The 20,594-nt window shown below is 67.3% G+C and carries 18 protein-coding genes and 1 pseudogene; 7 read left to right on the forward strand and 12 right to left on the reverse strand.

The features are described 5' to 3' along the window. Positions 1-15: 15 nt before the first annotated feature. Positions 16-555: a hypothetical protein gene (locus QZ951_RS10625; protein ID WP_293000552.1), complete on the forward strand. Its 540-nt coding sequence runs from the start codon at positions 16-18 to the stop codon at positions 553-555. A 275-nt stretch (positions 556-830) separates the two neighbouring features. Here the strand turns inward: QZ951_RS10625 and QZ951_RS10630 are convergent, their stop codons facing one another. Beyond that, entirely contained in the window at positions 831-1,655 is an 825-nt protein-coding gene (locus QZ951_RS10630; protein WP_293000554.1) for a helix-turn-helix transcriptional regulator, read from the reverse strand. Between the two features lie 174 nt (positions 1,656-1,829). Here QZ951_RS10630 and QZ951_RS10635 point away from each other — a divergent pair, with 174 nt between their 5' ends. Further along, positions 1,830-3,032 (forward strand): serine hydrolase, encoded by a 1,203-nt coding sequence (locus QZ951_RS10635; protein WP_293000555.1) that lies wholly within the window; start codon positions 1,830-1,832, stop codon positions 3,030-3,032. A 51-nt stretch (positions 3,033-3,083) separates the two neighbouring features. After that, entirely contained in the window at positions 3,084-3,833 is a 750-nt protein-coding gene (locus tag QZ951_RS10640; protein WP_293000556.1) for a ParA family protein, read from the forward strand. A 4-nt stretch (positions 3,834-3,837) separates the two neighbouring features. Here QZ951_RS10640 and QZ951_RS10645 read toward each other — a convergent pair whose 3' ends face one another. The 4 genes from QZ951_RS10645 to QZ951_RS10660 form a co-directional block, all read right to left on the reverse strand. Next, the gene (locus tag QZ951_RS10645; protein ID WP_293000557.1) at positions 3,838-4,806 is read right to left on the reverse strand and encodes a C-terminal binding protein; all 969 of its coding nucleotides are present in this window, start codon (positions 4,804-4,806) and stop codon (positions 3,838-3,840) included. Between the two features lie 77 nt (positions 4,807-4,883). Next, the gene (locus QZ951_RS10650; protein ID WP_293000558.1) at positions 4,884-5,984 is read right to left on the reverse strand and encodes a 5-(carboxyamino)imidazole ribonucleotide synthase; all 1,101 of its coding nucleotides are present in this window, start codon (positions 5,982-5,984) and stop codon (positions 4,884-4,886) included. 25 nt (positions 5,985-6,009) lie between these two features. Next, the gene (purE, locus tag QZ951_RS10655) at positions 6,010-6,477 is read right to left on the reverse strand and encodes a 5-(carboxyamino)imidazole ribonucleotide mutase (protein ID WP_293000580.1); all 468 of its coding nucleotides are present in this window, start codon (positions 6,475-6,477) and stop codon (positions 6,010-6,012) included. Between the two features lie 281 nt (positions 6,478-6,758). Continuing rightward, positions 6,759-7,505, reverse strand: a complete 747-nt coding sequence (locus tag QZ951_RS10660) for an SIMPL domain-containing protein (protein ID WP_293000559.1) — start codon at positions 7,503-7,505, stop codon at positions 6,759-6,761. A 166-nt stretch (positions 7,506-7,671) separates the two neighbouring features. Here QZ951_RS10660 and sufT point away from each other — a divergent pair, with 166 nt between their 5' ends. From sufT to tssA, 4 genes are all read left to right on the forward strand, one after another. Continuing rightward, the gene (gene sufT, locus QZ951_RS10665) at positions 7,672-8,223 is read left to right on the forward strand and encodes a putative Fe-S cluster assembly protein SufT (RefSeq protein WP_293000560.1); all 552 of its coding nucleotides are present in this window, start codon (positions 7,672-7,674) and stop codon (positions 8,221-8,223) included. Further along, a complete protein-coding gene (apaG, locus tag QZ951_RS10670; RefSeq protein WP_293000561.1) occupies positions 8,220-8,603 on the forward strand; it encodes a Co2+/Mg2+ efflux protein ApaG in 384 nt (127 codons plus the stop codon). Before sufT ends, apaG begins: the two co-directional genes overlap by 4 nt. A gap of 79 nt (positions 8,604-8,682) precedes the next feature. Then, the gene (locus tag QZ951_RS10675; protein WP_293000563.1) at positions 8,683-9,132 is read left to right on the forward strand and encodes a YidB family protein; all 450 of its coding nucleotides are present in this window, start codon (positions 8,683-8,685) and stop codon (positions 9,130-9,132) included. Between the two features lie 130 nt (positions 9,133-9,262). Continuing rightward, a complete protein-coding gene (gene tssA, locus QZ951_RS10680) occupies positions 9,263-10,363 on the forward strand; it encodes a type VI secretion system protein TssA (protein ID WP_293000564.1) in 1,101 nt (366 codons plus the stop codon). A gap of 107 nt (positions 10,364-10,470) precedes the next feature. On the opposite strand, the gene QZ951_RS10685 is transcribed toward tssA, so the two are convergent. The 7 genes and pseudogenes from QZ951_RS10685 to QZ951_RS10715 all read right to left on the reverse strand — a co-directional run bounded on the left by QZ951_RS10685 (position 10,471) and on the right by QZ951_RS10715 (position 20,491). Then, a complete protein-coding gene (locus QZ951_RS10685) occupies positions 10,471-11,343 on the reverse strand; it encodes an OmpA family protein (protein WP_293000565.1) in 873 nt (290 codons plus the stop codon). After that, the gene (gene tagF / locus QZ951_RS10690) at positions 11,333-12,298 is read right to left on the reverse strand and encodes a type VI secretion system-associated protein TagF (protein ID WP_293000566.1); all 966 of its coding nucleotides are present in this window, start codon (positions 12,296-12,298) and stop codon (positions 11,333-11,335) included. The genes QZ951_RS10685 and tagF overlap by 11 nt, the downstream gene beginning before the upstream one ends. Continuing rightward, positions 12,295-16,041, reverse strand: a complete 3,747-nt coding sequence (gene tssM, locus QZ951_RS10695; protein WP_293000567.1) for a type VI secretion system membrane subunit TssM — start codon at positions 16,039-16,041, stop codon at positions 12,295-12,297. Before tssM ends, tagF begins: the two co-directional genes overlap by 4 nt. A gap of 25 nt (positions 16,042-16,066) precedes the next feature. Continuing rightward, positions 16,067-17,587 (reverse strand): hypothetical protein, encoded by a 1,521-nt coding sequence (locus QZ951_RS10700; RefSeq protein WP_293000568.1) that lies wholly within the window; start codon positions 17,585-17,587, stop codon positions 16,067-16,069. A gap of 242 nt (positions 17,588-17,829) precedes the next feature. Next, positions 17,830-18,420 (reverse strand): hypothetical protein, encoded by a 591-nt coding sequence (locus tag QZ951_RS10705; protein ID WP_293000569.1) that lies wholly within the window; start codon positions 18,418-18,420, stop codon positions 17,830-17,832. Between the two features lie 917 nt (positions 18,421-19,337). Further along, a pseudogene (locus QZ951_RS20405) lies at positions 19,338-19,595 on the reverse strand (PAAR domain-containing protein); the annotation flags it as partial. A 59-nt stretch (positions 19,596-19,654) separates the two neighbouring features. Further along, on the reverse strand, positions 19,655-20,491 hold the full coding sequence (locus tag QZ951_RS10715; protein ID WP_366943871.1) for a M15 family metallopeptidase: 837 nt from the start codon (positions 20,489-20,491) through the stop codon (positions 19,655-19,657). Positions 20,492-20,594 lie beyond the last annotated feature (103 nt).

Here is a 20,594-nt window from a genome sequence, read left to right on the forward strand (position 1 = left end):
CAGAGCGAGATTCGAATGGCAAAGCTCCGAGCGCTTGAGCACGTCGCACGGACATTGGCGACGATGTTCGTGAGCCGCAACAACGATGTCGACGGCTACTGGGCCATCGGCCGCTTGTACCGGATCGCCATCGCGAACGGTCGGACCCCGCTTGAACTCAACCTGCTGGCTTCAGCAGATGACGTGCATCAAGTCGGGGATTTGCGCATTGTTCGTCAGCACTATGCGAACGATCTGCTCATGCAGCTCCGTCATGCCGGCGTAGGAGCCGTGCCGTTCAAGGTGGCGGTGATCCGGGTTCACTTCGCCCTTTCGCGTCAGCAGCCCGCCCGGTTCGACGCCAGCTACGGTACCTATTACGGTGATCCGGTCGAATGCATCGTGGAACTGGAAACCGAAGTGGGACACGCCTGCAGGGCGTCCGCGCGGACACGTGCAGCGCCACATGACGCGACGCGCGAACAGCAGAGGCTTGACGCTCACGCCGTTCGCTTGGATTCGACGCATTTAGCACCGATTGCTGCCTCGTCAGTTGGCAGCTTTACGGAGCGCTAGCCATCCTCCTGGTACCTCAGTGTGTGTGTCGCGCCAAGGTTCTGAAGCAGCTCGGTACCTGTCAGCGTTGGGTGCCGCGTGTTCAACGCGCCGAGCGGTTTGCGAAGCAATCGGGGCGGTGCAGCGTTGCGCTTAGCAACGCCTTGCTGCGGCTTGCGGCGGTGTATTGGGCGAATCGCGGCGACACGCATGCCTTGCAGACGGGTTTCTCGTGACTCCAGGGCGAGTGCCTGCGACCAATGCTGATTACAGGCCCTACTGCTGTGACCGTTCCCTTACTTCACCAAAGCCCGATACGCCGCCGGTGCGATGCCATACGCCGCGCGAAAACTGCGGGTGAAATGCGATTGATCGTGGAAGCCTGCGTCTGCGGCGATATCGACGATGCCGCGCGAAGTGCTGGCCACGGCGGCGGCGGCGCGTTCCAGGCGGTGACGTCGGGCGTAGTCGCCGGGTGAGCAGCCGCTCACGGCGCGAAAGGCCCGGGCCAGGTAGACCGGGTGCAGGTCGAAGCTGCGGGCAAGGCGATTCAGGCCGTCCGCTTCGAGGGCGAAGGCCGGGTCGTCGCGCAGGGCGTCCTGACAGCGCCGGAGCCAGGCCGGCGCACGGTCGAGCGTGCGTTCGATGTCGGCCGCGAAAGACCCAGCGAGCTCGGCGACGAGGCTGTCGGCATCGATCGCACTGGGCTCGGGCCGGTGCAGCACCTGCAGCAGCCGTTGCAGGCTGCGCTGGCTGGCCGCGCCCTGTCGCGCAACCGGCCAGCCCGGCAGGCGCAGGTCCCGGCTCAGCCGCTGCCAATGTGCAAAGCCGATGGTGATCGCGGAAAAGCGCGCTTCTTCAAGCACTTGCGTTTCGGCGAAGCAATCATGGTGCTCGGTGCCGGGCGGATTGAACAGCAGCAGCGGCTCGCGCAGGTCGGCGTCGGCGGCGCCATCGGCCAGGCTGTCATAGCGGCCGCGTTCGACCACGATGAAGTGCGCCTCGACATGCCGATGCTCGACGATGTCGTGCGCCGGCACGCTCGGCACGCAGCGGCTGATGCCGACGTCCGCGACCTGCTGGCGCGCCAGAACCTGTCCAAGAATGCGGGTGGCGGTCATTCTCGGACGCTAGACGATTTTCCTGTCCGCTGACGACTTTCGAACGTGCGGTCGGTGACTCGTCAGCCCCCGTGCCCGTCAGTCGACGGCGGTGTTCAGGTTGCCGGCGTACAAGTGTCGGATCGCGCGTGCTTGTTACGCTCGCGGCTTCTGTCCTCGACCGCACGCTCGTTCATGACTCGAAACCTGTTCAAAATCAGCATTGTGGCCGCCAGCTTCGCGCTGCTGTCGTCAGCCGTGGCAGCGGATCCAACGGCCAGCGATGACGGCTGGACCGTCGCGCCGCCCGATGTGGCGGACGTGCTGCCGGACAGGCTCGCAGCGATGACCGAGGCCTTGCGCGCGAAGCGCTTCGAGTCGATCACCAGCGTCGTCGTCGCGCGCCACGGCCGGATCGTCTACGAGCAGTATTTCGATGCCGAGCCTGCCGGTGACAGCCCGGCGACAGAAACCGGCCGTGACGCCCTGCGCAACACGCGCTCGGCGACCAAGACGGTTGTCGGCATGCTGATCGGTCAGGCGATCGCCGATCACCGCATTGCCGGCGTATCCGCCCCGGTGCTGCGCAACCTGCCGAAGCGCTATGCCCGACACGGCGCGGAAACGCCGCGCAAGGCCGCGATCCGCTACGAGGATCTGCTGACGATGAGCGGGCCGCTGGAATGCGATGACTGGAACGAGTGGTCCCGCGGCAATGAAGAGCGCATGTACCTGCTTGAAGACTGGCTCGATTTCTACTGGACGCTGCCGCTGCGCGGCTTCCCGGAATGGCAGCCGAAGCCGGCGGATTCGCCGTACGGCCGCGCGTTCAGCTACTGCACGGCTGGCGTCGTCAGCCTGGGCGCGGCGGTGGAAGGCGCGACCGGCGAACCGCTGGATCGCTATGCCGAACGCCGGCTGTTTGCACCGCTCGGCATCACGCGCCTGCACTGGCAGCGGCTGCCGCTCGGCACCCCGATGGCCGGCGGCGGGCTCGGCCTGCGCAGCCGCGATCTGCTGAAGCTTGGCCAGCTGTACCTGCAAGGCGGCGTCTGGAACGGCAAGCCGCTGATGGACGCCGCGTGGGTGCAGCAATCCCTGAGCCCGAAGGCGCGCATGCCGGACGGCACGAACTATGGCTATCTGTGGTGGCTGCATCAGCTCAAGTCGGCGGACGGCCGGACCCTCGGCACGGCGGCGATGAATGGCGCCGGCGGCAACAGCGTGCAGGTGATACCGGCGCTCGATGCCGTGATCGTCATCACCAGCACCAACTTCCAGATTCGCAACGCGCCGAAGCTCACGTTCCAGCTGCTGACCGAGCATCTGCTGCCGGCGTTGCCGGACTCCGCACCACCAGCCGCCGGCGCTGCCTCTGGAGACACGCCAAGGCATTGATTTCGTGCAGCGTTTGCGGGACAGTCCGGCAGCAACCGGAGTGCTCGATCGATGAAGACGCTGGCGATCTACAACGTCAAGGGCGGGGTCGGAAAGACCGCGGCGGCGGTCAATCTCGCGTATCTGGCCGCCGAATCCGGCCTGCCGACCGTGCTGTGGGATCTCGATCCGCAGGGTGCGGCGAGCTGGTATCTGCATGGCGATGACGCGAAGGCGCCGGACAAGTCGGTCTGGCGCGGCTCGTCGCCGATCGGCCGCCGCATCGTCGCCACGCCGCATCACGAGCAGCTGCACCTGATTCCGGCCGATCTCGAAACCCGCCACCTCGACGTCTGGCTGCGCAAGGACGACAACAGTCACGACCGGCTGGCGAGCCTGATCGAGCCGCTGTCGGAGCAGTACAGCCTCGTCGTGCTCGACTGCCCGCCCAGCCTGTCGCATGTCGCCGACAACATCTTCGCGGCGGCCGATCGCATCCTCGTGCCGACGGTGCCGACGCACCTGAGCCTGCGCGCGCTGATGACCTTGATCGACTACTTCAAGGCGCACGAGCTGCCGCGCACGCGGCTGAAGCCGTTCTGGTCGATGGCGGACCGCCGCCGCGGCCTGCATCGCGGCTTGATCGAGCAGCCGCCGAAAGCGATGAAGGATGTCTGCGCCTCGGTCATTCCGTACGCGGCATCGGTCGAACGCATGGGCGAAACGCGGGCGCCGATCGCGCTCAGCGAGCCATCGAGCTACGCCGCCGAGGCCTACCGGGCGCTGTGGGCCGAAAACGCGAACTACCTGCGGCGCGGGTGAGCGCTCAGGCAGCGGGCGGCGCCACCAGCACCCGCGCCGGTTCGCCGCGCAAGGCGCGCAACACTTCGTCGACGGTACGTTCGCGCAGTTCCTGAATCGCGTCCGGGCTCGAGAACGCGATGTGCGGCGTCGCGATCACGCGCGGGTGCCTGGTGACGGTCGCGGGCGGATCGGGCTCGCCGGCGATGACGTCGAGCGCGGCCGCATCGAGCTGGCCCGCGTCCAGCGCATCCAGCAGGGCGGCATTGTCGACCAGTCCGCCGCGGCTGACGTTGATGAACAGCGCGCCGCGCTTCATCTGCGCGAAGCAGGCGGCATCGAACAGGTTCGCGGTGGCCGGCGACAGCGGCACCAGCGCGATCACGACATCGGCCTGCGGCAGCAAGGCCGCCATCGTCATCCATTCGACGCGGGCGGCGTCCTCGCCGGTCGGTGCGGTGCGGCCGCAGGCGATCGTCCGCAGGCCCCAGCCGGACAGTTTGCGGGCGATCAGCTTGCCGGCGCGGCCGTAGCCGACGAGGCCGACGGTCAGCCCGCGCGTGCGCTTGAGCTGTGCCAGCGCCGGGTTCCAGTGGCCGCGCTTGACCTCGCGATCCCACTGCACGATGCCGCGCGACCACGCCAGCAGCATCGCCACGGCATGGTCGGACACTTCCTCGACGCAGTAGTCCGGCACGTTGGTGACGCGTGCACCGGCGGCCCAGGCGGCGTCGAGCGCGATGTTGTCGAGGCCGACGCCGTAACGCGCGACGATCGCCAGATCGCGGCAATGGCCGATCGCGGTGGCCGAGACCTGCGCCCAGCAGGTCATGATCGCCTGCGGCCGTTCGCGCTCGGCGATGGCCTCGATCTCTTCGCGCGGCAGTGCGGCCGAACGCCCGGCGACCAGCCGATGACCCGCGGCTTCGAACTGCTGGCGCTCGTAGTCGAGATTCGGCCAGGCGAAGTCGGTGATGAAGATGGTCTGGGTCACGGCGACGTGTCGGGATGGGGGTCGGACAGGCTGCCGTGGCACGTTCCGGAGCGCTCGGCGCACAGGCCGAGCGAGGCTCAGCCGCCGTCCGGCAGGATCGCCAGCAGCTTCGCGAGCCGGGCCTGCAAGCTCGCGGCATCCGGTGCGGTGACGGTGGCGTGGCCGATCTTGCGCTGCGGTTTCGGCGTCTTGCCGTACAGATGCGTGTGCACGCCTTCGAGTGCGCTGGCGGCCTCGATGTCCGGCGCGAGCCCGATGTAGTTGACCATCACCGACGCGCCGCGCAGCGCGGTCGATCCGAGCGGCAGGCCGACGATCGCCCGCAGGTGGTTCTCGAACTGCGAGGTTTCGGCCCCTTCAATGGTCCAGTGGCCGGAGTTGTGGACTCTCGGCGCGATCTCGTTGGCGATCAGCTCGCCGTTCGCGACGAAGAACTCGAACGCGAGCACGCCGACGTAGTCCAGATGCTCGGCCACGCGGCGGGCGTAGGCCTCTCCCATCGCCTGCAGCGGGTCGTTCACGGTCGGCGTGGCCGTGCGCAGGATGCCGGCGCGGTGCACGTTCTCGACCAGCGGATAGAACGCCATCGAGCCGTCGCGTGCCCGCACTGCGAGGCACGAGACCTCGCGCGTGAACGGCACGAACGCTTCGAGGATCAGCGGCTGCCCACCGATCGCGTTCCACGCGGCATCGAGATCGGCCGGCGTGCGCAGCACGGCCTGACCCTTGCCGTCGTAGCCCATGCGCCGGGTCTTGAGCACGGCCGGCAGGCCGGTGATGGCGACGGCGGCGGCGAGCCCTTCGCGGCTGTCGACCGCCGCATGCGTCGGCACCGGAATGCCGAGCGAGGAGAACAGCGCCTTTTCCGACAGCCGATCCTGACCGGCCGTCAGCGCCCGCGGGTTCGGGTGCAGCGGCACGCGGGCGGCGACGAACTCGGCGGCGACGTTCGGCACGTTCTCGAACTCGAACGTCGCCAGATCGATCTGACCGCAGAAATCGGCGAGCGCGCGTTCATCGGTGTAGTCGGCGTGGATGTGCGCGCCGAGCGGCGCGGCGCAGGCTTCGCTGGCCGGGTCGAGGAAGACGAAATCGACATCGAGCGGATAGCCGGCGAGCCCGAGCATGCGGCCCAGCTGGCCGGCGCCGAGGATGCCGATGCGGGTACCGGACTTCATCAGGCGAGCGCTCCGTCGGTTCCGGTCACGGCAGCGGCAGGGCGCCGTCGTTCAGCACCTTCGCGGTCTGCGCGGCGCGGTAGGCATCGAGCTTTGCGGCCAGGCCTGAGTCTTCGATCGCGAGGATCGCCGCCGCCAGCAGCGCGGCGTTGGTGGCACCGGCGGTGCCGATCGCGAGGGTCGCCACCGGAATGCCGGCCGGCATCTGCACGATCGACAGCAGCGAATCGACCCCGGACAGCATCCGCGACTGCACCGGCACGCCGAGCACCGGCAGGCGGGTCTTCGACGCGGCCATGCCCGGCAGATGGGCCGCGCCGCCGGCACCGGCGATGATCACCTTCAGGCCGCGTGCGGCGGCGCCGCCGGCGTAGTCGAACAGCAGGTCCGGCGTGCGATGGGCCGAGACCACGCGGGTTTCGTAGGCGATGCCAAGCTCGCCGAGCGTGCGCGCGGCATGCTCCATCGTCTCCCAGTCGGAGCGGGAGCCCATGATCACGCCGACCACGGGCGCGGACTTGCTGGAAGGTTCGGACACGGCGCAGGAATTCCGGTGCGGGCAGCGGCTTGAATCGCCAGGCGACTCACAAAAGGGCGGCGATTATTTCACCAGCGGCCCGAAATCGCACCCCGCCCGGCCGACGCGACGGCCGCTCCTGCCGGCACCGGCCGCGCGCCGGAATCGATCGCGCAGCTCACGGGCCACCGTCATGCCGCCTTCCGGACGCCTTCAAGCGGCGATCAGCGGCCGATCAGCGGCCGATCAGGGGGCGATCAGGGGGCGATCAGGTCGAAATCGGCATTGACGCTGGCGCTGTAGCGGATCTGGCCGGCGGAAAAGCCGAACTGCTCGTTGCCGGTGTCGGCTTCCGGCGCGGCCGCGGCCACCGCCACGTAACGGCTCTTCTGCGCGAACGGCGGCGGCGTGAATTCGGCGTTGGCGTTCAGCGTGTGCACGGCACCCAGCTTCACGCCGAGCGCATCCGCCAGCACCTTTGCCTTGGCCCGGGCATCGTCGGCGGCCTTGGCCAGCGCGTCGCGGGTCAGGCTCTCGGCCTTCGAGGATTCGAGCGCCGGATCGGACACATTGTTGATGCCGGCGGCGGTCGCCTTCAGCAGCACGTCGCCGATCTTGTCGAGATCGCGCACCACCACTTCGATGCCGCGGGTCAGGTGATAGCCGAGGAACTTGCGGCCGCCCTTGGCGTTGTAGTCGTACTCCGGCTGGATGCTCAGGCCGGCCGTGGAGATGTCGGCCTCGGCGATGCCGAGCGCCTTGGCCTGCGCCAGATAGTCGCGGACGATGCGGCTGACCTCGGTCTGCGCGGCACGCAGGTCGAGCTTGGTGGTCTCGACCTGCATCGAGATCCGGGCCCGGTCCGGCGTTGCCACGACTTCGCCGCGGCCGCTGACATTGACCGAGCGGCGATCCGGCGGGGCCTCGCCATGAGCCAGTGCGGGCGCGGCGCCGAGCAGCAGCATCAGGCTGGCGGCAGTGGTGGTGAGCAGCGGGTGGCGCATCGATCGATCTCCTGAACGAAAAAGCGGCCTTCGTGGCCGCGGCAGGGGCTTGGACAACGCCGACAGCGGCTTCGTGCCACCCGTGCCGCAAGGGCTGGCCGGACCGGCAAAGCCGACCCCGAAACGCTAGACTGACGCGTTTTCCCGCGCTGGAACAAGCCGCCTCATGTCGTACAGCCAACACACCACCGTCACGCTGAGCCGCGATGTCATCGGCGTGCTGATTCCCGCCGGCACGCGGGTCGAACTGCCGCTGGGCGCGGAAGCGACGATCACGCAGGCGCTCGGCGGCAGCTACACGGTGGAGGTGCAGGGTCACCTGTTCCGCATCGACGGCAAGGATGCCGACGCGCTCGGCCGCGAGGTGACCGGCGAAGTCGTGCTGTCCGACAACGCCGGCGAAGAGGAAGTGGCCGCCGCCGTGCGCCGCCAGCTCGAAACGGTCTACGACCCGGAAATCCCGATCAACATCGTCGAGCTGGGCCTCGTCTACGACTGCCGGCTCGAACCGTCGTTCGACAATGGCTGGAAGCTGAACGTGACGATGACCCTGACCGCACCCGGCTGCGGCATGGGCGACGTGCTGGTCAACGACGTCAAGACCAAGGCGCTGCAGGTACCGCTGGTGCGCGAGGCGGACGTCGAGCTGACCTTCGATCCGCCGTGGTCGCAGGACATGATGAGCGACTCCGCCAAGCTGCAGGCCGGCTTCCTGTGAGCAACACGCTGACCCGTGGCGTGCGCGTGCAGGTGCAGCCGCGCTATGTCGCCGAGCAGTCCGAGCCGACCCGCTCGCACTTCCTGTTCGCCTATCAGGTGACGATCCGCAACGAAGGCGACGAGACCGTGCAGCTGCTGTCGCGGCACTGGATCATCACCGACGGCGAAGGCAAGGCCGAGGAAGTGCGTGGCCCCGGCGTCATCGGCCAGCAGCCGACGCTCGCCCCCGGCGAAAGCTTCCAGTACACCAGCGGCTGCCCGCTGCCGACGCCGGTCGGCACCATGCATGGCAGCTACCAGATGGTGACGGCCGACGGCGAGAACTTCGACGCCGTGATCGAACCGTTCCGGCTGGCCGTACCGCGCGTGCTGAACTGATCACCCGACCACGCCTCGAACAGGTCGGGCCCATTCGCGACGGCCGAGCGGCCGTCCCCCAACGGAAGGAGGAAGTGCGATGTCAGGATTGTTCGGTGAACTGGTTGGAAGCGTGCTCGCGGGCGCCACGCAGGGCACCACCGGCGGTGGCGGCGGCAACAGCGCGGTGATCCAGGCCATCGTCGGCCTGATCCAGCAGCACGGCGGCGTCGGCGGTCTGGTCGAGCAGTTCCAGAAGGCCGGTCTCGGCGGCGTGGTCCAGAGCTGGGTCGGCAGCGGCCAGAACCTGCCGATCGACCCGGCGCAGATCACGCAGGTGCTGGGCGGCGGTGGCGGCCTCGGCGGGCTGGGCCAGATCGCGCAGGCGCTGGGTCTGGATCACGGTCAGCTCGGCGGTCTGCTGAGCGAGGTGCTTCCGCAGGTGGTCGACCAGATGACGCCGAATGGCCGCGTCGAGCCGGGTGCCGGCGCCGGTGCCGATGCCCTCGGCAGCCTCGCGCAGCAGCTCGGCGGCAAGCTGTTCGGCTGAGAACCACTCCGCCGTCAGCGGCAGACGTTCAAGCCCCGGCCGACGGTTGTCCGCCGGGGCTTTGTTATTCTGGCCGTCGAGTGTTTCACCCCTTCGCAAACGGATTCGCGAGGTTCACATGCCGCTGGACATGGCGCTTTTGCTGGCTCCGCTGTCGGACGACGCCCCGTGCGGCGACGACCTGTCGTTCTCCACGCTGTTCGACGAGATCGCCGAAGCCCGGCGCGAGGACGACCCGACGCTCGATCAGGGCGACTGGGTCACGTCGCTGAAATCGGCCGACTGGCCGCAAGTCGTCGCGAAGTCAGCGCATGCCTTGCAAACCCGCACCAAGGATCTGCGCCTCGCCGGCTGGCTGGCCGAAGCGCTGGCGCGCACGCGCGGATTCGCCGGTCTTGCCGAAGGCCTGAACCTGATCGAGCAGCTCGCAGACCGCTACTGGGATGCGCTGCACCCGGTGGCCGAACCGGGCGATCCGGACGATGCCCGCAGCGGCAACTTCGGCTGGCTGATCGGCCGGCTGTCGAAGCTGGTGCGCGAACTGCCGTTGGCCAAGCCGGATCGCGCCACCATCGTCACTGTGCTGCAGCATCAATCGGCGCTGAGCCTGAAGACCGCGATCGATCGCGATCCGGACGAAGCCGAGCGTCTGTCGGAAGGCCGCACGACGCTGGCCGACCTCGCCCGCGCCGTCACCCGCTCCGGCAAGGCGTTCTACGACGCGCTGCTGGCCGAACAGGACGCGGCGCACGCGGCGGCCGGCACGCTCGCCCAACAGATCGACGACCGCATGGGCCTCGACGGCCCGAACTTCGCGCCGCTGATCGCGGCATTGGACGACGTCCGCAGCCTGACCCGGCAACTGGCGCGCGAGGCTGGTTTTGTCGCCGTTGCCGCTTCGCCGTCGTCCGCCGCCGCTTTCGTTGAAGCCGAAGCAGCGAATGCCGCAGAACCGGAATCCGGCAGCGCGATGATCGCCGGCCCGGCCGGCCCGGCCGGCGCGCCGCGCACTCGCGCGCAGGCGCTCGCGCAGCTGCGGCAGGTCGCCGACTTCTTCCGCCGCACCGAGCCCCACAGCCCGGTTGCCTACCTCGCCGACCGCGCGGCGAACTGGGGCGAGATGCCGCTGCATGTCTGGCTGCGCGCCGTGCTGAAGGACGGCGGCGCGCTCGCGCAGATGGACGAGCTGCTCGGCGTCGAGAAGAAAGCGGTGGAGTCTGACGACGACTGAGTGGCCGACGGCGCGGGTTTCGCACCCGGCAATCCGTCATCGCGTGAAGGCGGGCAGCGGTTTCGGCGCGGGTCAAACCATCTCGCGAATCAAGCGCCGGCTGCGCTTCACGGCTCCACCCGGAACTCGATCCGTCGGTTGCGGGCCCGCCCTTCCGGCGTTGCGTTGCTCGCGATCGGCTGCGCGGCACCAAGCCCCTGCGAGCGGATCAGCGTGCCGTCGATGCCCTGCGACACCAGGTACTGCTTCACGGCATCGGCGCGCGCCTGGGACAGCACGAGGTTCTTCTCCGGGATACCCGAGGCATCGGTATGGCCGATCAGCGACAGCTTCGGCGTGCCGACCGAGCGCAGCGCGCCGATCATCTGATCAAGGATCGTGCGGCCGTTGCCGGTCAGCGTGGCACTCGACGGCTCGAACTCGATCGTGCGGTTGGCCAGCGTCTGATCGAGCACCGACTGCGGCGCGGCGCCGACGCGCAGCCCGTTCCTGACCACATAGGTCGGATTCAGCGACGTGGCGATGTTGCTGACCAGCTCCTGCCGTTTCAGCTCGCTGGAGACATCGCCGCGGATCGAGACGTTGGTGCCGTTGATGTCGAGCGCGCCGCCGCTGACATCCTTCAGCGCCGGGGTCAGCAGCTTGCCGACGTTGCTGCTCCAGTTCGGCGGCGTCAGCACCGGCGCCACCGCGAGGTTGTCGACGACTCTTGCCGCGCCATACAGCTCGCGCAGCCGGCCGACGATCGCGGCGCGCGTCGCTTCATCGCCAACGGTTCCGCTGACGATGACCGGCTTGTCGCCGGCGTTGGCGACCGATGCCGTGGCGGGCGGCGGCGCCGCAGCCGGCGTCTGGGCGATGCCCTGCGGACTGAACGCCAGCCCGACGCCGAATGCCGTCTGACCCACGAGTCTCCGAACGGGCGTGAAATCGCGGGCCGGCGGATGCACGGCAGACGGCGGCAGGAATTCACTGGCCAAGAAAAGTCTCCCGGAACGTGCGCGTGGCGCGGGCAAGGCTGAGCGTGGGGTGTTCGAGATAGCTCGCGAGCTTGCCGAGGTCCGGCGCGCCCGCGACGTGATCCTCGACCCAGTCGACATCGCGGATGTCGATGGCGTGATCGTGATCCGGGTCCTGCCGCCAGATCGTTTCCAGCACGCGCGGCTGGGCGCCGCCGAAGCTGATCGTCAGCACCGGGCCGCGTGCGGTGCGGGCGTGCAGGATGCCGAGTTCGAGGTTCACCCGGGTCAGGAACGGCGTCACCAGATCCAGCCAGAACGCCGCCATCAGCACGGCCGCCTGCGGCTCGTCAGGCAGCGGGCAGCACAGGCTCTTGCCGACCTCCGGCTGCGCCTGCGTCAGCAGCGGCTGCAGCAGGATGCCGAGCGCCAGCAGGCTGCGGCGCAGGTCGATCCGCGATTCGCCGGTGTCGAACAGCCTTTCGACGTCGGCCAGCGTGCTGCGCTCGACGAAGCCGCGCAGTTCGCGCGCGGCGGTGTGGACATCGCCGATCGGCGCGTCGACGCTTTCGAGTCCGGCCAGTGCCGACTGCGCATGATCGACGTCGATCGCCTGCGCCTGCAGCGAGGCCAGCAGCGACCAGGCCTCGAACAGGGTCAGCGGCGCGCGGGCAATGAACTGCAAGGGCTCGTCGATCGGCGCCAGCGTGCCCATCAGCAGCGGATAGCGTCGCTGCGAGGCGTCGTGGCTGGTCACCAGTCGTCCGGCGATCATGTGCCGCGAACGGGTGCCGGCGAACAGGAACGCGATCGGCGGGGCCTCGTCGTAGCGGCGCTTCCAGTCCGGATCGTCCAGCATCAGTTCCAGCCCGCGCGTCACCCAGGTATCGAGCTGCTGGATGACCGCGGCGCCGTGGCTGCCCTTGACGAAATCGCCGCGCGCCGGAATCTTGCCGAAGTAGAACAGGTGGCTCATGGCGCGGGCCCCGCGACGATGGCCGGCAGCTTCAGACCGCGCAGGCCGGATGGCCGCAGCGGGCCGTTGCCGGCATCGCCGGCGCTCGCCGCATTCGGGCTCGAAATCAGCCGCAGATCGATCGAGACGGCGGCTTCGCTGCCATCCCAGGCCAGCGTGAAGCTGCCATCCGGCTTCGAGGTTCGGCGCGCGCTGTTGATGAAGCGCTGCAGGCCGGCGCGGCCCGGGCTGTTCGTGATCTCGACCGTGCGGCCGTCGGTGGTGATGCCGGTGATTCGCGCGCCGGGAACGCCGGCCGACGGATAGACGAAGTTGTTCCACTCCGCCGCCGTGTTGCGATACCGCAGCAGCTGGCCGTCGATCTCGATCGTGTACTCGATCAGGCCCGGAGCCGGAATCGGCTTGATCTGGAACACGGTCTGGTTGGCCGCTGCGGCGGACGGCGTCACCGCCTCGCCCGGCGTTGCAACATAGACCGGCACGGCCGACACGAAAGTCGGCGCGAGGCGAATGCCGATGTCGGCCCAGGTGCGCGGCGTCAGCGTGTCGCCACGGCGCACGGCCAGCGTGCCGATGGCGGTCTCCAGATACTTGGCGATGGCGCCGCCCGGCCCGAAGACCTGTCCGATCTCGGCCGCGCCGGCTTCGATGCGCGAGGCCGGATCGAACGGATACTTCGCCGCCAGCGAGGTCTGGAACGGCTGATAGACCTGCGCCGCCCAGACCTTGTTCAGCTCGTCCTCGGTCGGCTTGACGATGACCTGCCAGGCCTGGATCAGCGGCCGCACCAGCAGCGGCCGCACGGTCTGGCGCGCCGCGTCGTTCATGCCGGGCAGCATGCTTTCATCGACGTAGCGCAGCGCATCGGCCAGCTCCGAGCCATTGCCATCGAGCGTCTGCTGCATCAGCAGCCGGCTGGGCGGGCCGGGATCACCGGCGTTCTTGATCTGGTTGAAGCGCGTGCGCGTCTTCGACAGCGCATCGAGATAGGTTTTCAGCAGCGAGCCGTCGCCACTGCCGCCACGCGCGATCACCAGCTGGCCGATCGCTTCGAAGGCCTTGCCGATCGGCCCCATCGCAACGGTCGGCGCATCGCCGGTGATGTTGAGGTTGACCGTCGCGCCGGACGGCGTGCCGCTCGACACGAGATTGCGGAACCACTGCAGGATGCCGCGCTGCGTCTTCTTCAGGCCCTCGTTGACCAGCGACGGGTTGTCCCACGCGGTCTGGTCGTAGAGCGTGGTCAGCAGCTTGCCGATCGGCGAATTGGCCGGATCACCCAGCCGGTTCATCCGCTTCACGGCATCGTCGAAGCCGCTGAACTCGGTCACCGCCACGCCCTGAATCAAGGCCTGCCACTCGGCGACGTACTCGGTCTTGTACTGGCGCACCAGTGCCTGCTCGATCTGTTCCGGGCTGCCTTCCAGCGTCAGGTCATCGCGCACGGCGGTGTTCAGCACCCAGTCCTTGCTTTGCAGCTCCTGATTCGACGCTTCGCGAATCGCATCCTTGACATAGCCCTGCCAGGCTTCCCTGGTGAAGGCGCCGGGAATCGCGTGACTGCCGGCGAGCAGCGCCTTGTCGTCATCGCCGAGGATGCGGGCCACGGTCATCGCCGGGTAGCGCGTGGCTGCGCGGGCCTTGATGTCGGCGTAGACCCGCTCGCGTGCCGGCGTGCCGCGAACGACGGTTTTCAGCGCTTCGCGCACCTGATCGACCAGCACAAGCTTCTGTTCGATCAGCGGAAAGTCCGGCGTGCCGACCTGGGCCAGCAGGAACGACAGCGTGCGCTCGGCCGAACGGATCAGCGCCTCACGCGTCATCGTGCCGCGGTTCTGTTCCAGCCAGTCGCGCCAGAAGCGGGTCAGCTGGTCATTCAGGTGGCTGGCTTCCAGACGCTCGCGATCGCCGAGCATCAGGTAGGTTTTCAGTGCCGCGTAGGCATCGTCGACATCGGTGGCGGACGCTGCCTGATACGGCGTTGCCGCAGTGCTGGCCGCGTCGGCTGGCTTGGCGTCCGTCGTGTTGCGCGTCGACGGCTGCAGCCGGTCCCGATTGAGCGTGACTTCGCGCAGATAGCTTTCGAGCGATTCGCTGACCGGCTTCAGCAACAGCTCGCGAATGCCGCCGAAATACTCGGCGCGCAGCTTCGCGTCCAAGGCATCGCCCTGATACAGCCCGAAACCGAGCGACAGCGGATGGTCGCCTTTCCAGGCTTCAAGCTGCTCGATGCGGTCCTGCAGGATGCCGAGCGCTTCCAGTCGCGTGCCCAGTTCGCTGCGACCGGCCTGCACCGCCACGGCCTTGTCCAGATCGGCCTGCGTGTTCGCGACCAGCCGCTGGTTGCCGAGCCAGGACCAGGTCAGCACGGTCAGCACCAGCCCGAGTACCGCCGCCCCGCCGAAGAAACCGAGGTAGCGCATCCGCACGCTGGCGGGACTCGCGTACTGCTTGACCAGCCCCTTGTCGGCAAAGATCACGCGGGAAAACAGGTCGCGCAGGAAGAAGCCGTGCTGCGAAGTCACCAAGGTCTGGCGGGGTGCGCTGCCGCTGCCGGTCAGCGCGAAGCGCTCGGCGACGCGACGACTGGACGCACTGGTGGCGATGCCTTCCTGCAGCGCACTGGTGAAATAGAAGCCGCGGAAAATCGGCCGGTGCTGGAACGGGTTGTCCTGAAACAGCGTGCCGATGAAAGAACGCAGCGGTGATTTCAGCGCCGCAAACTCCAGCGGGAACGAGAACACGCCGGAGCCGAGCGTGTCCCGCCGCCGATGCGCCATCGTGGCGAGCGAGACTTCGCGCAGGCCTTCGTACAGCAGGTCGAAATGGCGATCGAACTCGTGGATCGCATCGGCCTTGCCGTCGGCGTCATACGGCAGGGTCGCGCCCCAGACCCGCGCGCGTTCGGCGGCATCCGCACCGGCAAACAGATCGGCGAATCCGGCAATCAGGTCGGCCTTGGTGAACAGCACGTAGACGGGCGCGAACACGCCGAGCTCGGCGGTCAGTTCCTGCACGCGCTGGCGCAGCTGCTTGGCGAGGTCGATCGCGAATTCCGGCCCGCTCTGGATCAGTTCCGACACGCTGGCCGCAATCAGGATGCCGTTGATCGGCGCCTTCGGCCGATGCTTCTTCAAGAGCCCGAGGAATGACAGCCATTCGCGGCGATCTTCGTCCTGCACCGCGTAGCGGCCTGCGGTGTCGAGGAAGATGCCTTCGGTGGTGAAGAACCAGTCGCAGTTGCGGGTGCCGCCGATGCCCTGGACGATGCGGCCGGACTTTTCGGCGAACGGAAACTGCAGGCCGGAATTGATGATCGCCGAGCTCTTGCCGGCCGCTGGATTGCCGATGATCACGTACCACGGCAGCCCGTACAGCGCGTCCTCGCCGGCGGTTTCGCCAAGGCGCGAGGTCTTGATCGTCTTGATCGCGTCGACCAGGCGATCCCGTAGCGCGGCCGTCTCGTGGCTACGGCCCGGCCCGCTGTCGAGCGGGCGGCTGGCCTCGGTTTCGAGCATCGAGCCGAACGCCTGCGATTGCTTCGCCGTGCGATGCCGACGCCAGAGAGACACGCCCAGCCAGACCAGCAGCGCGATCGCGATGATCAGCAGCGAAGCCCCGAGTGCCAGCTTCAGTGTCTTCGCCGTCAGCAGGAAGAACGCCGCCACGATGACGAACACCCCCACGGCCAACGCGGTGCGGTTGTTCAGGGTGTTCCAGATGCGGGGCCAGATGGAGGACATGGTCGGCGGGTCGGTTGAGCAGCAATCAGGACGATGCGGACGCCGCGGCGCCCGACGTGGACTCGGCGTCGGAGTCAGGTTCCGGCGGCGGCAGCAGCACCAGCGCATGACGCTCGAGTACTTCGGCAACGCTCGTGACGGCGCAGGGCTTGCTCGACGCCGCGACCGTTGCCGTCGCCAGCGCGAGCAGGCCCGGCACGCGGGCGGCGCCGAGATCGCCGAGCAACAGGCCGAGATCGTCGCGATCGGCCACGGCATCGAGCGGCTCGAACACCGCAGTCATCGCGCTCGCGACCTCGACGGCGCGCGCGTCGTAGCCGTGGACATCGGCGATCACACGCGTGATCGCCGCGGCCTCGGTTGCCGCGTGGGCCAACGCGGTTTGCAGCGCGGCCTCCAGCACGGCCGAAGACACCTTGCCGTGCTCGCTCAACGGTGCCGTGCGTGCGGCCAGTGCTGGCCGGTGCAGTCGTGCCAGCGGCGGCGGACGATCAGCCGTGACCGGCAGGGTCGTCAGCGCCAGCACGAACGCACCCTCGCCGGCCGCGGGTCGTTGCGGCTTGCGCGCGGTGCGCACGAGATCGCGCCGCTCCAGATGCGACAGCGTCTGATCGTCGACCTTCGAGTCGACACCGATCAGCAGCCAGATGTCGTCGGCGTCGGCGCGATGGGCGCGCGCCATCATCGAATCGATCAGGCGGATGTCCGCGCCCGGATCGCTGATCACCTCGACCTCCAGATAGGCCTGTGCGCGCTCGCGCCGCGCCGCATCGACGAGCCGTGCTTCGACGGATTGCCTGAACAGGCTGCGAGCCGCTTCGGAGAAGTTGGGCGGGAACAGCAGCGCAGCGCGCAGGCTGGGCGGTGGTGTCGACCGCACGGCCGGTGCCAAGGCCGATGGTCTTACCGGCTTCGGCGGCGAGCGCGGCGCTGCGGGTGTCAGCCAGTCGGCGATGGCCGTCAGTGCCTCGTCGAGCGGCGTGTCCAGCAGGGCGATACAGCGATCGAGCCGTGCGCGCTCATACGCCTCGGCATCGGGCAGTGCGGCGTCGGGCTGCAGACGTTCCCGCTGCCAGTGCGAGGCGGCGGTCAGGTCGAGATCCTCGACCGCGATGCACGGCACGCGAAAGCCATCGCCATCGAACACGGCCTCGGACGGCTTGAGCAGGTCCTTGCGCGAAACCGCGGCGGCCTGCAGCGCCTCGCCATCGCGACCGGCCGCGCAGCACACGGCGTTGGCGATGATCGTCATCGACCACTGCGATTCCGCCTGCACTGCCGCTGCATCGGCATCGTGATGGGCCGAGGCGGCGCCGGTGCTTGCGGCATTCACTGCCGGTGCTCGCGTCGCCACACGCCAGGCCCAGCGCAACCCGATCACGGCGGCGAAAATCGCCAGCGGCAGCAGCACGATGAACAGCAACACATCGGCTTCATCGACGGCACGCCGGCTTTCCTGCCACCCGATGATCGTGGCCGTCCAGACCACCGCGCAGATCGCGAGCAGTATCAGCAGCCAGCGCAGTCCTTTACCGAGTGACGACATGCTCTTCCTTGATGGTGCTCCGCCGGGCGGAGGTCCTTCTGCTGCAGTCGGCTTCTATTGCCTTGGTGGCCATTCGGCTTCTGCAATCCCTGCAAAAGTCGTCAGAGGGGTGAACGATCGCTGCGTCTGCCGGTTATGCAAAACGAGTGGACTGCTGCGAAACGCGTGACATGACGATGACGTGTCGCCAGCCGTCGGCAACGGCACTGCCGTGAAGATCGTCACCGCGTCGCAGAGCCGACTCATTGGTCTTCATCGAATGCGCAGACGGCCGACTTCCAGCGCTCGAATTCGCTGGCGACGGCCAGCACCTGGGCGGTCATGCTTCCATTGGCGGCCGGCACCAGGCAGAAAATGGCGCTGTACCCGCCGCCAACGGGCACCTTCCCCGCGGCACGACTCTTGGCGGCGATGGTGATGACGTAGGGATGGTTCTGCTTCAAACGTGAGGCCGGCGTGTGCAGCTTTGCGCCGTCCGGCAACTTTCCATACACAAGGCAGTCGGCCGCGTTGATTTCGATGGAGCGGCCCGGCGGATCGATCGAAAATGACCAGACTTCATCTGGCAGCGTTGTCCAGTCACCGCTGGGTCGCGTCGTTTCGGAAACAGACACCCGGAATAGATCGAGCTTGGATTTCTGGTCTTCGGATTGCCTTGAAACCGAGAAGCAGGCGTTATTGTCGGTGACGGATACTGCGGCAACGCCGAGACGCGACGTGGCGTGGCAACTCATGCTGGAAAGACAGATGCCGGCGCCGATGGCCATGCTCGCCAACTTGGTTGTCGTCACCGTGCGATACGGAAACGAATGCTTTCTCATGGTTTCGGTCACGAAGGAAGATTGGTGACGTCGGAAGGGTTCGCGATGAAGTCCTTCAGCACACTCCGATAGAGCGCCAAATCGTTGGCATGCGACCATTGATTCAGCAGCGGAGGATCCCGATACGTCTTGATCGCCCAGTAATCCGCAAGGAGGTTGCCCTGCGCTTCCATGTTGTAATCGGAAAGTCTTGTCGTTGCCGAAAGACGGTATTCGTACGAAAGACCAATGCGAATGGCCCCGCGCCGCGCGACGGGATATCCCAGCTGGTACTGCCAGACATGCACCATTTCATGCATGAACCAGAGGGCATTTCCAAAGCTGCCTGAATTGGAAAAATCTTCCTGGAAATAGCTGGGATTGAAGTACATTTCGCCATTCGGCGTCATCGCAACATCGTCCGGCTGCAAGCCGAACCACAGGTACTCGCCGTTATGGACCTTCACTTTTGTGTAGTCGACAGACGTCCCGAACAACGAGCGTGCCATCGCGATTTCGCCGGATGTCATGCCGCGCGATTGACCTGCCGGCGTTTGAACTTGCCGAACGGAAGTGCCGAGGTTGGCGGCATGGGTGCTGACGCCTGTCAGTGAGAAGACCAACGGCGTGACCGAAGTCGGCGCTTGCTGCGCCGCAAAAGAACAGCAGGTCGGAAACGGTTTGGGCGTCAGTGACGCTTCGGTAATTCGAGCCGCCGCACGGGTACGAATACGCGACGTCAGGCCTTTGTCATCCGTGGTTCCCGATACAAGGCTGCCATCGTCAAGTTTCAGCGCGTAGGCCACACCCGAAAGCGGACGTCCCTTGGCGTTCACGAAGCACAGTTGTTCGTCGAATTGCGCAAGGGCCTGATTTGCAGCGGCAAGCGCGGTCTCGGTGGCGGCTGATGCCGCTGCGCTGTCGACATCGCCACCGCCCTCATCATCGAAGCTGAGACTCTGCGACGCGATCAGTGTCGCGCCACAGGCGGTCTTGTCGCCATGTCGCGCAGCGGGTTTGCCGTCGATGGTGAAATCGGGATCGCCGGCGACGATCACCGTGGTTCCGCCATGGCCTTTCTCGGGACAGGTGACCTTGCTGCCGACGAGGGCAATCGGCTTGCCGTTGATCGTGGCCGTGGCCGCGCCCTCGACCACCACGCCACCGTGGCTGGTCTTGTCGCCGATGACGATGTAGGGCTTGCCCATCGCACGCTCCGTGTGCTGAAACTCGCCGAGTTCCGTTCGGCGTCACCGCATTCTAGCGATCATTTTTTGGATCGTGCCGGCATTCGGTTTTCAATGTGACCGAAGTCGCGCAAGGTCCAGCGACCACCCCAGGTCAGCCCGGCCGCTTCCGCCAACTCGCCATAGCGCTGGTAACCATTCAGTGCCCATGGATCTTTTTCCGAAATCACCAGCTTGCCGTCTCGGAAGAAGGCGCTGTCGGCCGCCTGTCCATACTGGTGATAGCTCTGCCAGGCTCCAGCGTTGGTGACGTTCTCGCCCTGTGATTGCAGAAACGCCTGACGATCCGGACTGCGATAGCCCTCGAGCAGCACCATCGTGTAGCCCTCGACAGCCATCGCTTGGTAGATCGTCAGCAAGCGTTGCCGGAATTGTGGATCGAGACGACTCCAGTCGCGATCAGCGGTGCCGAGATGCGGACGGACGCGTTCGACCTCTCGCGTGACGAAGACATCGGGCGGCAACGGCGGCGGCGGCACCAGTTGCTCGCCCTGCAGCAGCGACGTGGCGACGCGGTTCTCGGCACCCACACGATCATCGAAGCCGCTCAGCTGCCGGTTCTCGCCGAACAGCAGGACCAGTGCGACCGGCAGCAAGGCGATGGCGACAGCGCCGCCGATCAACGGTCCGTGGTCACGCGTCCAGTCTCCGAAGGCTGCCATGACACGCCTTGGGGCCAGCAAGTCGCGCGGCTGGCGTGGAGGCGGCCGCTGCTGGCGCAAGGCGCGGATGCGTTCCCCGAGGCGCGCGATCGATCGATCGATCGCGTCGATCCCGCCGCCGGCCGCGGATGGAAAGAACATCAGCCATGCCACGGCCAGCGCCAACACGAACAGCAGCAGAACTGTGATCAACATGGCCATCCGTGGCGCGGCAGCAGTGGGATTTCGCAGATTTTTAGAATAATCTCGAATCGTTCCTCGCGAACAGGCCGGAAGGATCCGCCCTCTACACCCGTCA

Source organism: Nevskia sp. (assembly GCF_021732705.1).
In the GTDB taxonomy this organism is placed as follows: Bacteria; Pseudomonadota; Gammaproteobacteria; order Nevskiales; family Nevskiaceae; genus Nevskia.

Excerpts from the sequence above, each read along its gene's own strand:
- QZ951_RS10625 (WP_293000552.1), top strand. The coding sequence starts at position 16 with ATGGCAAAGCTCCGAGCGCTTGAGCACGTCGCACGGACATTGGCGACG.
- QZ951_RS10630 (WP_293000554.1), bottom strand. The coding sequence starts at position 1,655 with ATGACCGCCACCCGCATTCTTGGACAGGTTCTGGCGCGCCAGCAGGTC.
- QZ951_RS10635 (WP_293000555.1), top strand. The coding sequence starts at position 1,830 with ATGACTCGAAACCTGTTCAAAATCAGCATTGTGGCCGCCAGCTTCGCG.
- QZ951_RS10640 (WP_293000556.1), top strand. The coding sequence starts at position 3,084 with ATGAAGACGCTGGCGATCTACAACGTCAAGGGCGGGGTCGGAAAGACC.
- QZ951_RS10650 (WP_293000558.1), bottom strand. The coding sequence starts at position 5,984 with ATGAAGTCCGGTACCCGCATCGGCATCCTCGGCGCCGGCCAGCTGGGC.
- purE (WP_293000580.1), bottom strand. The coding sequence starts at position 6,477 with ATGGGCTCCCGCTCCGACTGGGAGACGATGGAGCATGCCGCGCGCACG.
- QZ951_RS10660 (WP_293000559.1), bottom strand. The coding sequence starts at position 7,505 with ATGCGCCACCCGCTGCTCACCACCACTGCCGCCAGCCTGATGCTGCTG.
- sufT (WP_293000560.1), top strand. The coding sequence starts at position 7,672 with ATGTCGTACAGCCAACACACCACCGTCACGCTGAGCCGCGATGTCATC.
- QZ951_RS10675 (WP_293000563.1), top strand. The coding sequence starts at position 8,683 with ATGTCAGGATTGTTCGGTGAACTGGTTGGAAGCGTGCTCGCGGGCGCC.
- tssA (WP_293000564.1), top strand. The coding sequence starts at position 9,263 with ATGGCGCTTTTGCTGGCTCCGCTGTCGGACGACGCCCCGTGCGGCGAC.
- tagF (WP_293000566.1), bottom strand. The coding sequence starts at position 12,298 with ATGAGCCACCTGTTCTACTTCGGCAAGATTCCGGCGCGCGGCGATTTC.
- tssM (WP_293000567.1), bottom strand. The coding sequence starts at position 16,041 with ATGTCCTCCATCTGGCCCCGCATCTGGAACACCCTGAACAACCGCACC.
- QZ951_RS10700 (WP_293000568.1), bottom strand. The coding sequence starts at position 17,587 with ATGTCGTCACTCGGTAAAGGACTGCGCTGGCTGCTGATACTGCTCGCG.
- QZ951_RS10715 (WP_366943871.1), bottom strand. The coding sequence starts at position 20,491 with ATGTTGATCACAGTTCTGCTGCTGTTCGTGTTGGCGCTGGCCGTGGCA.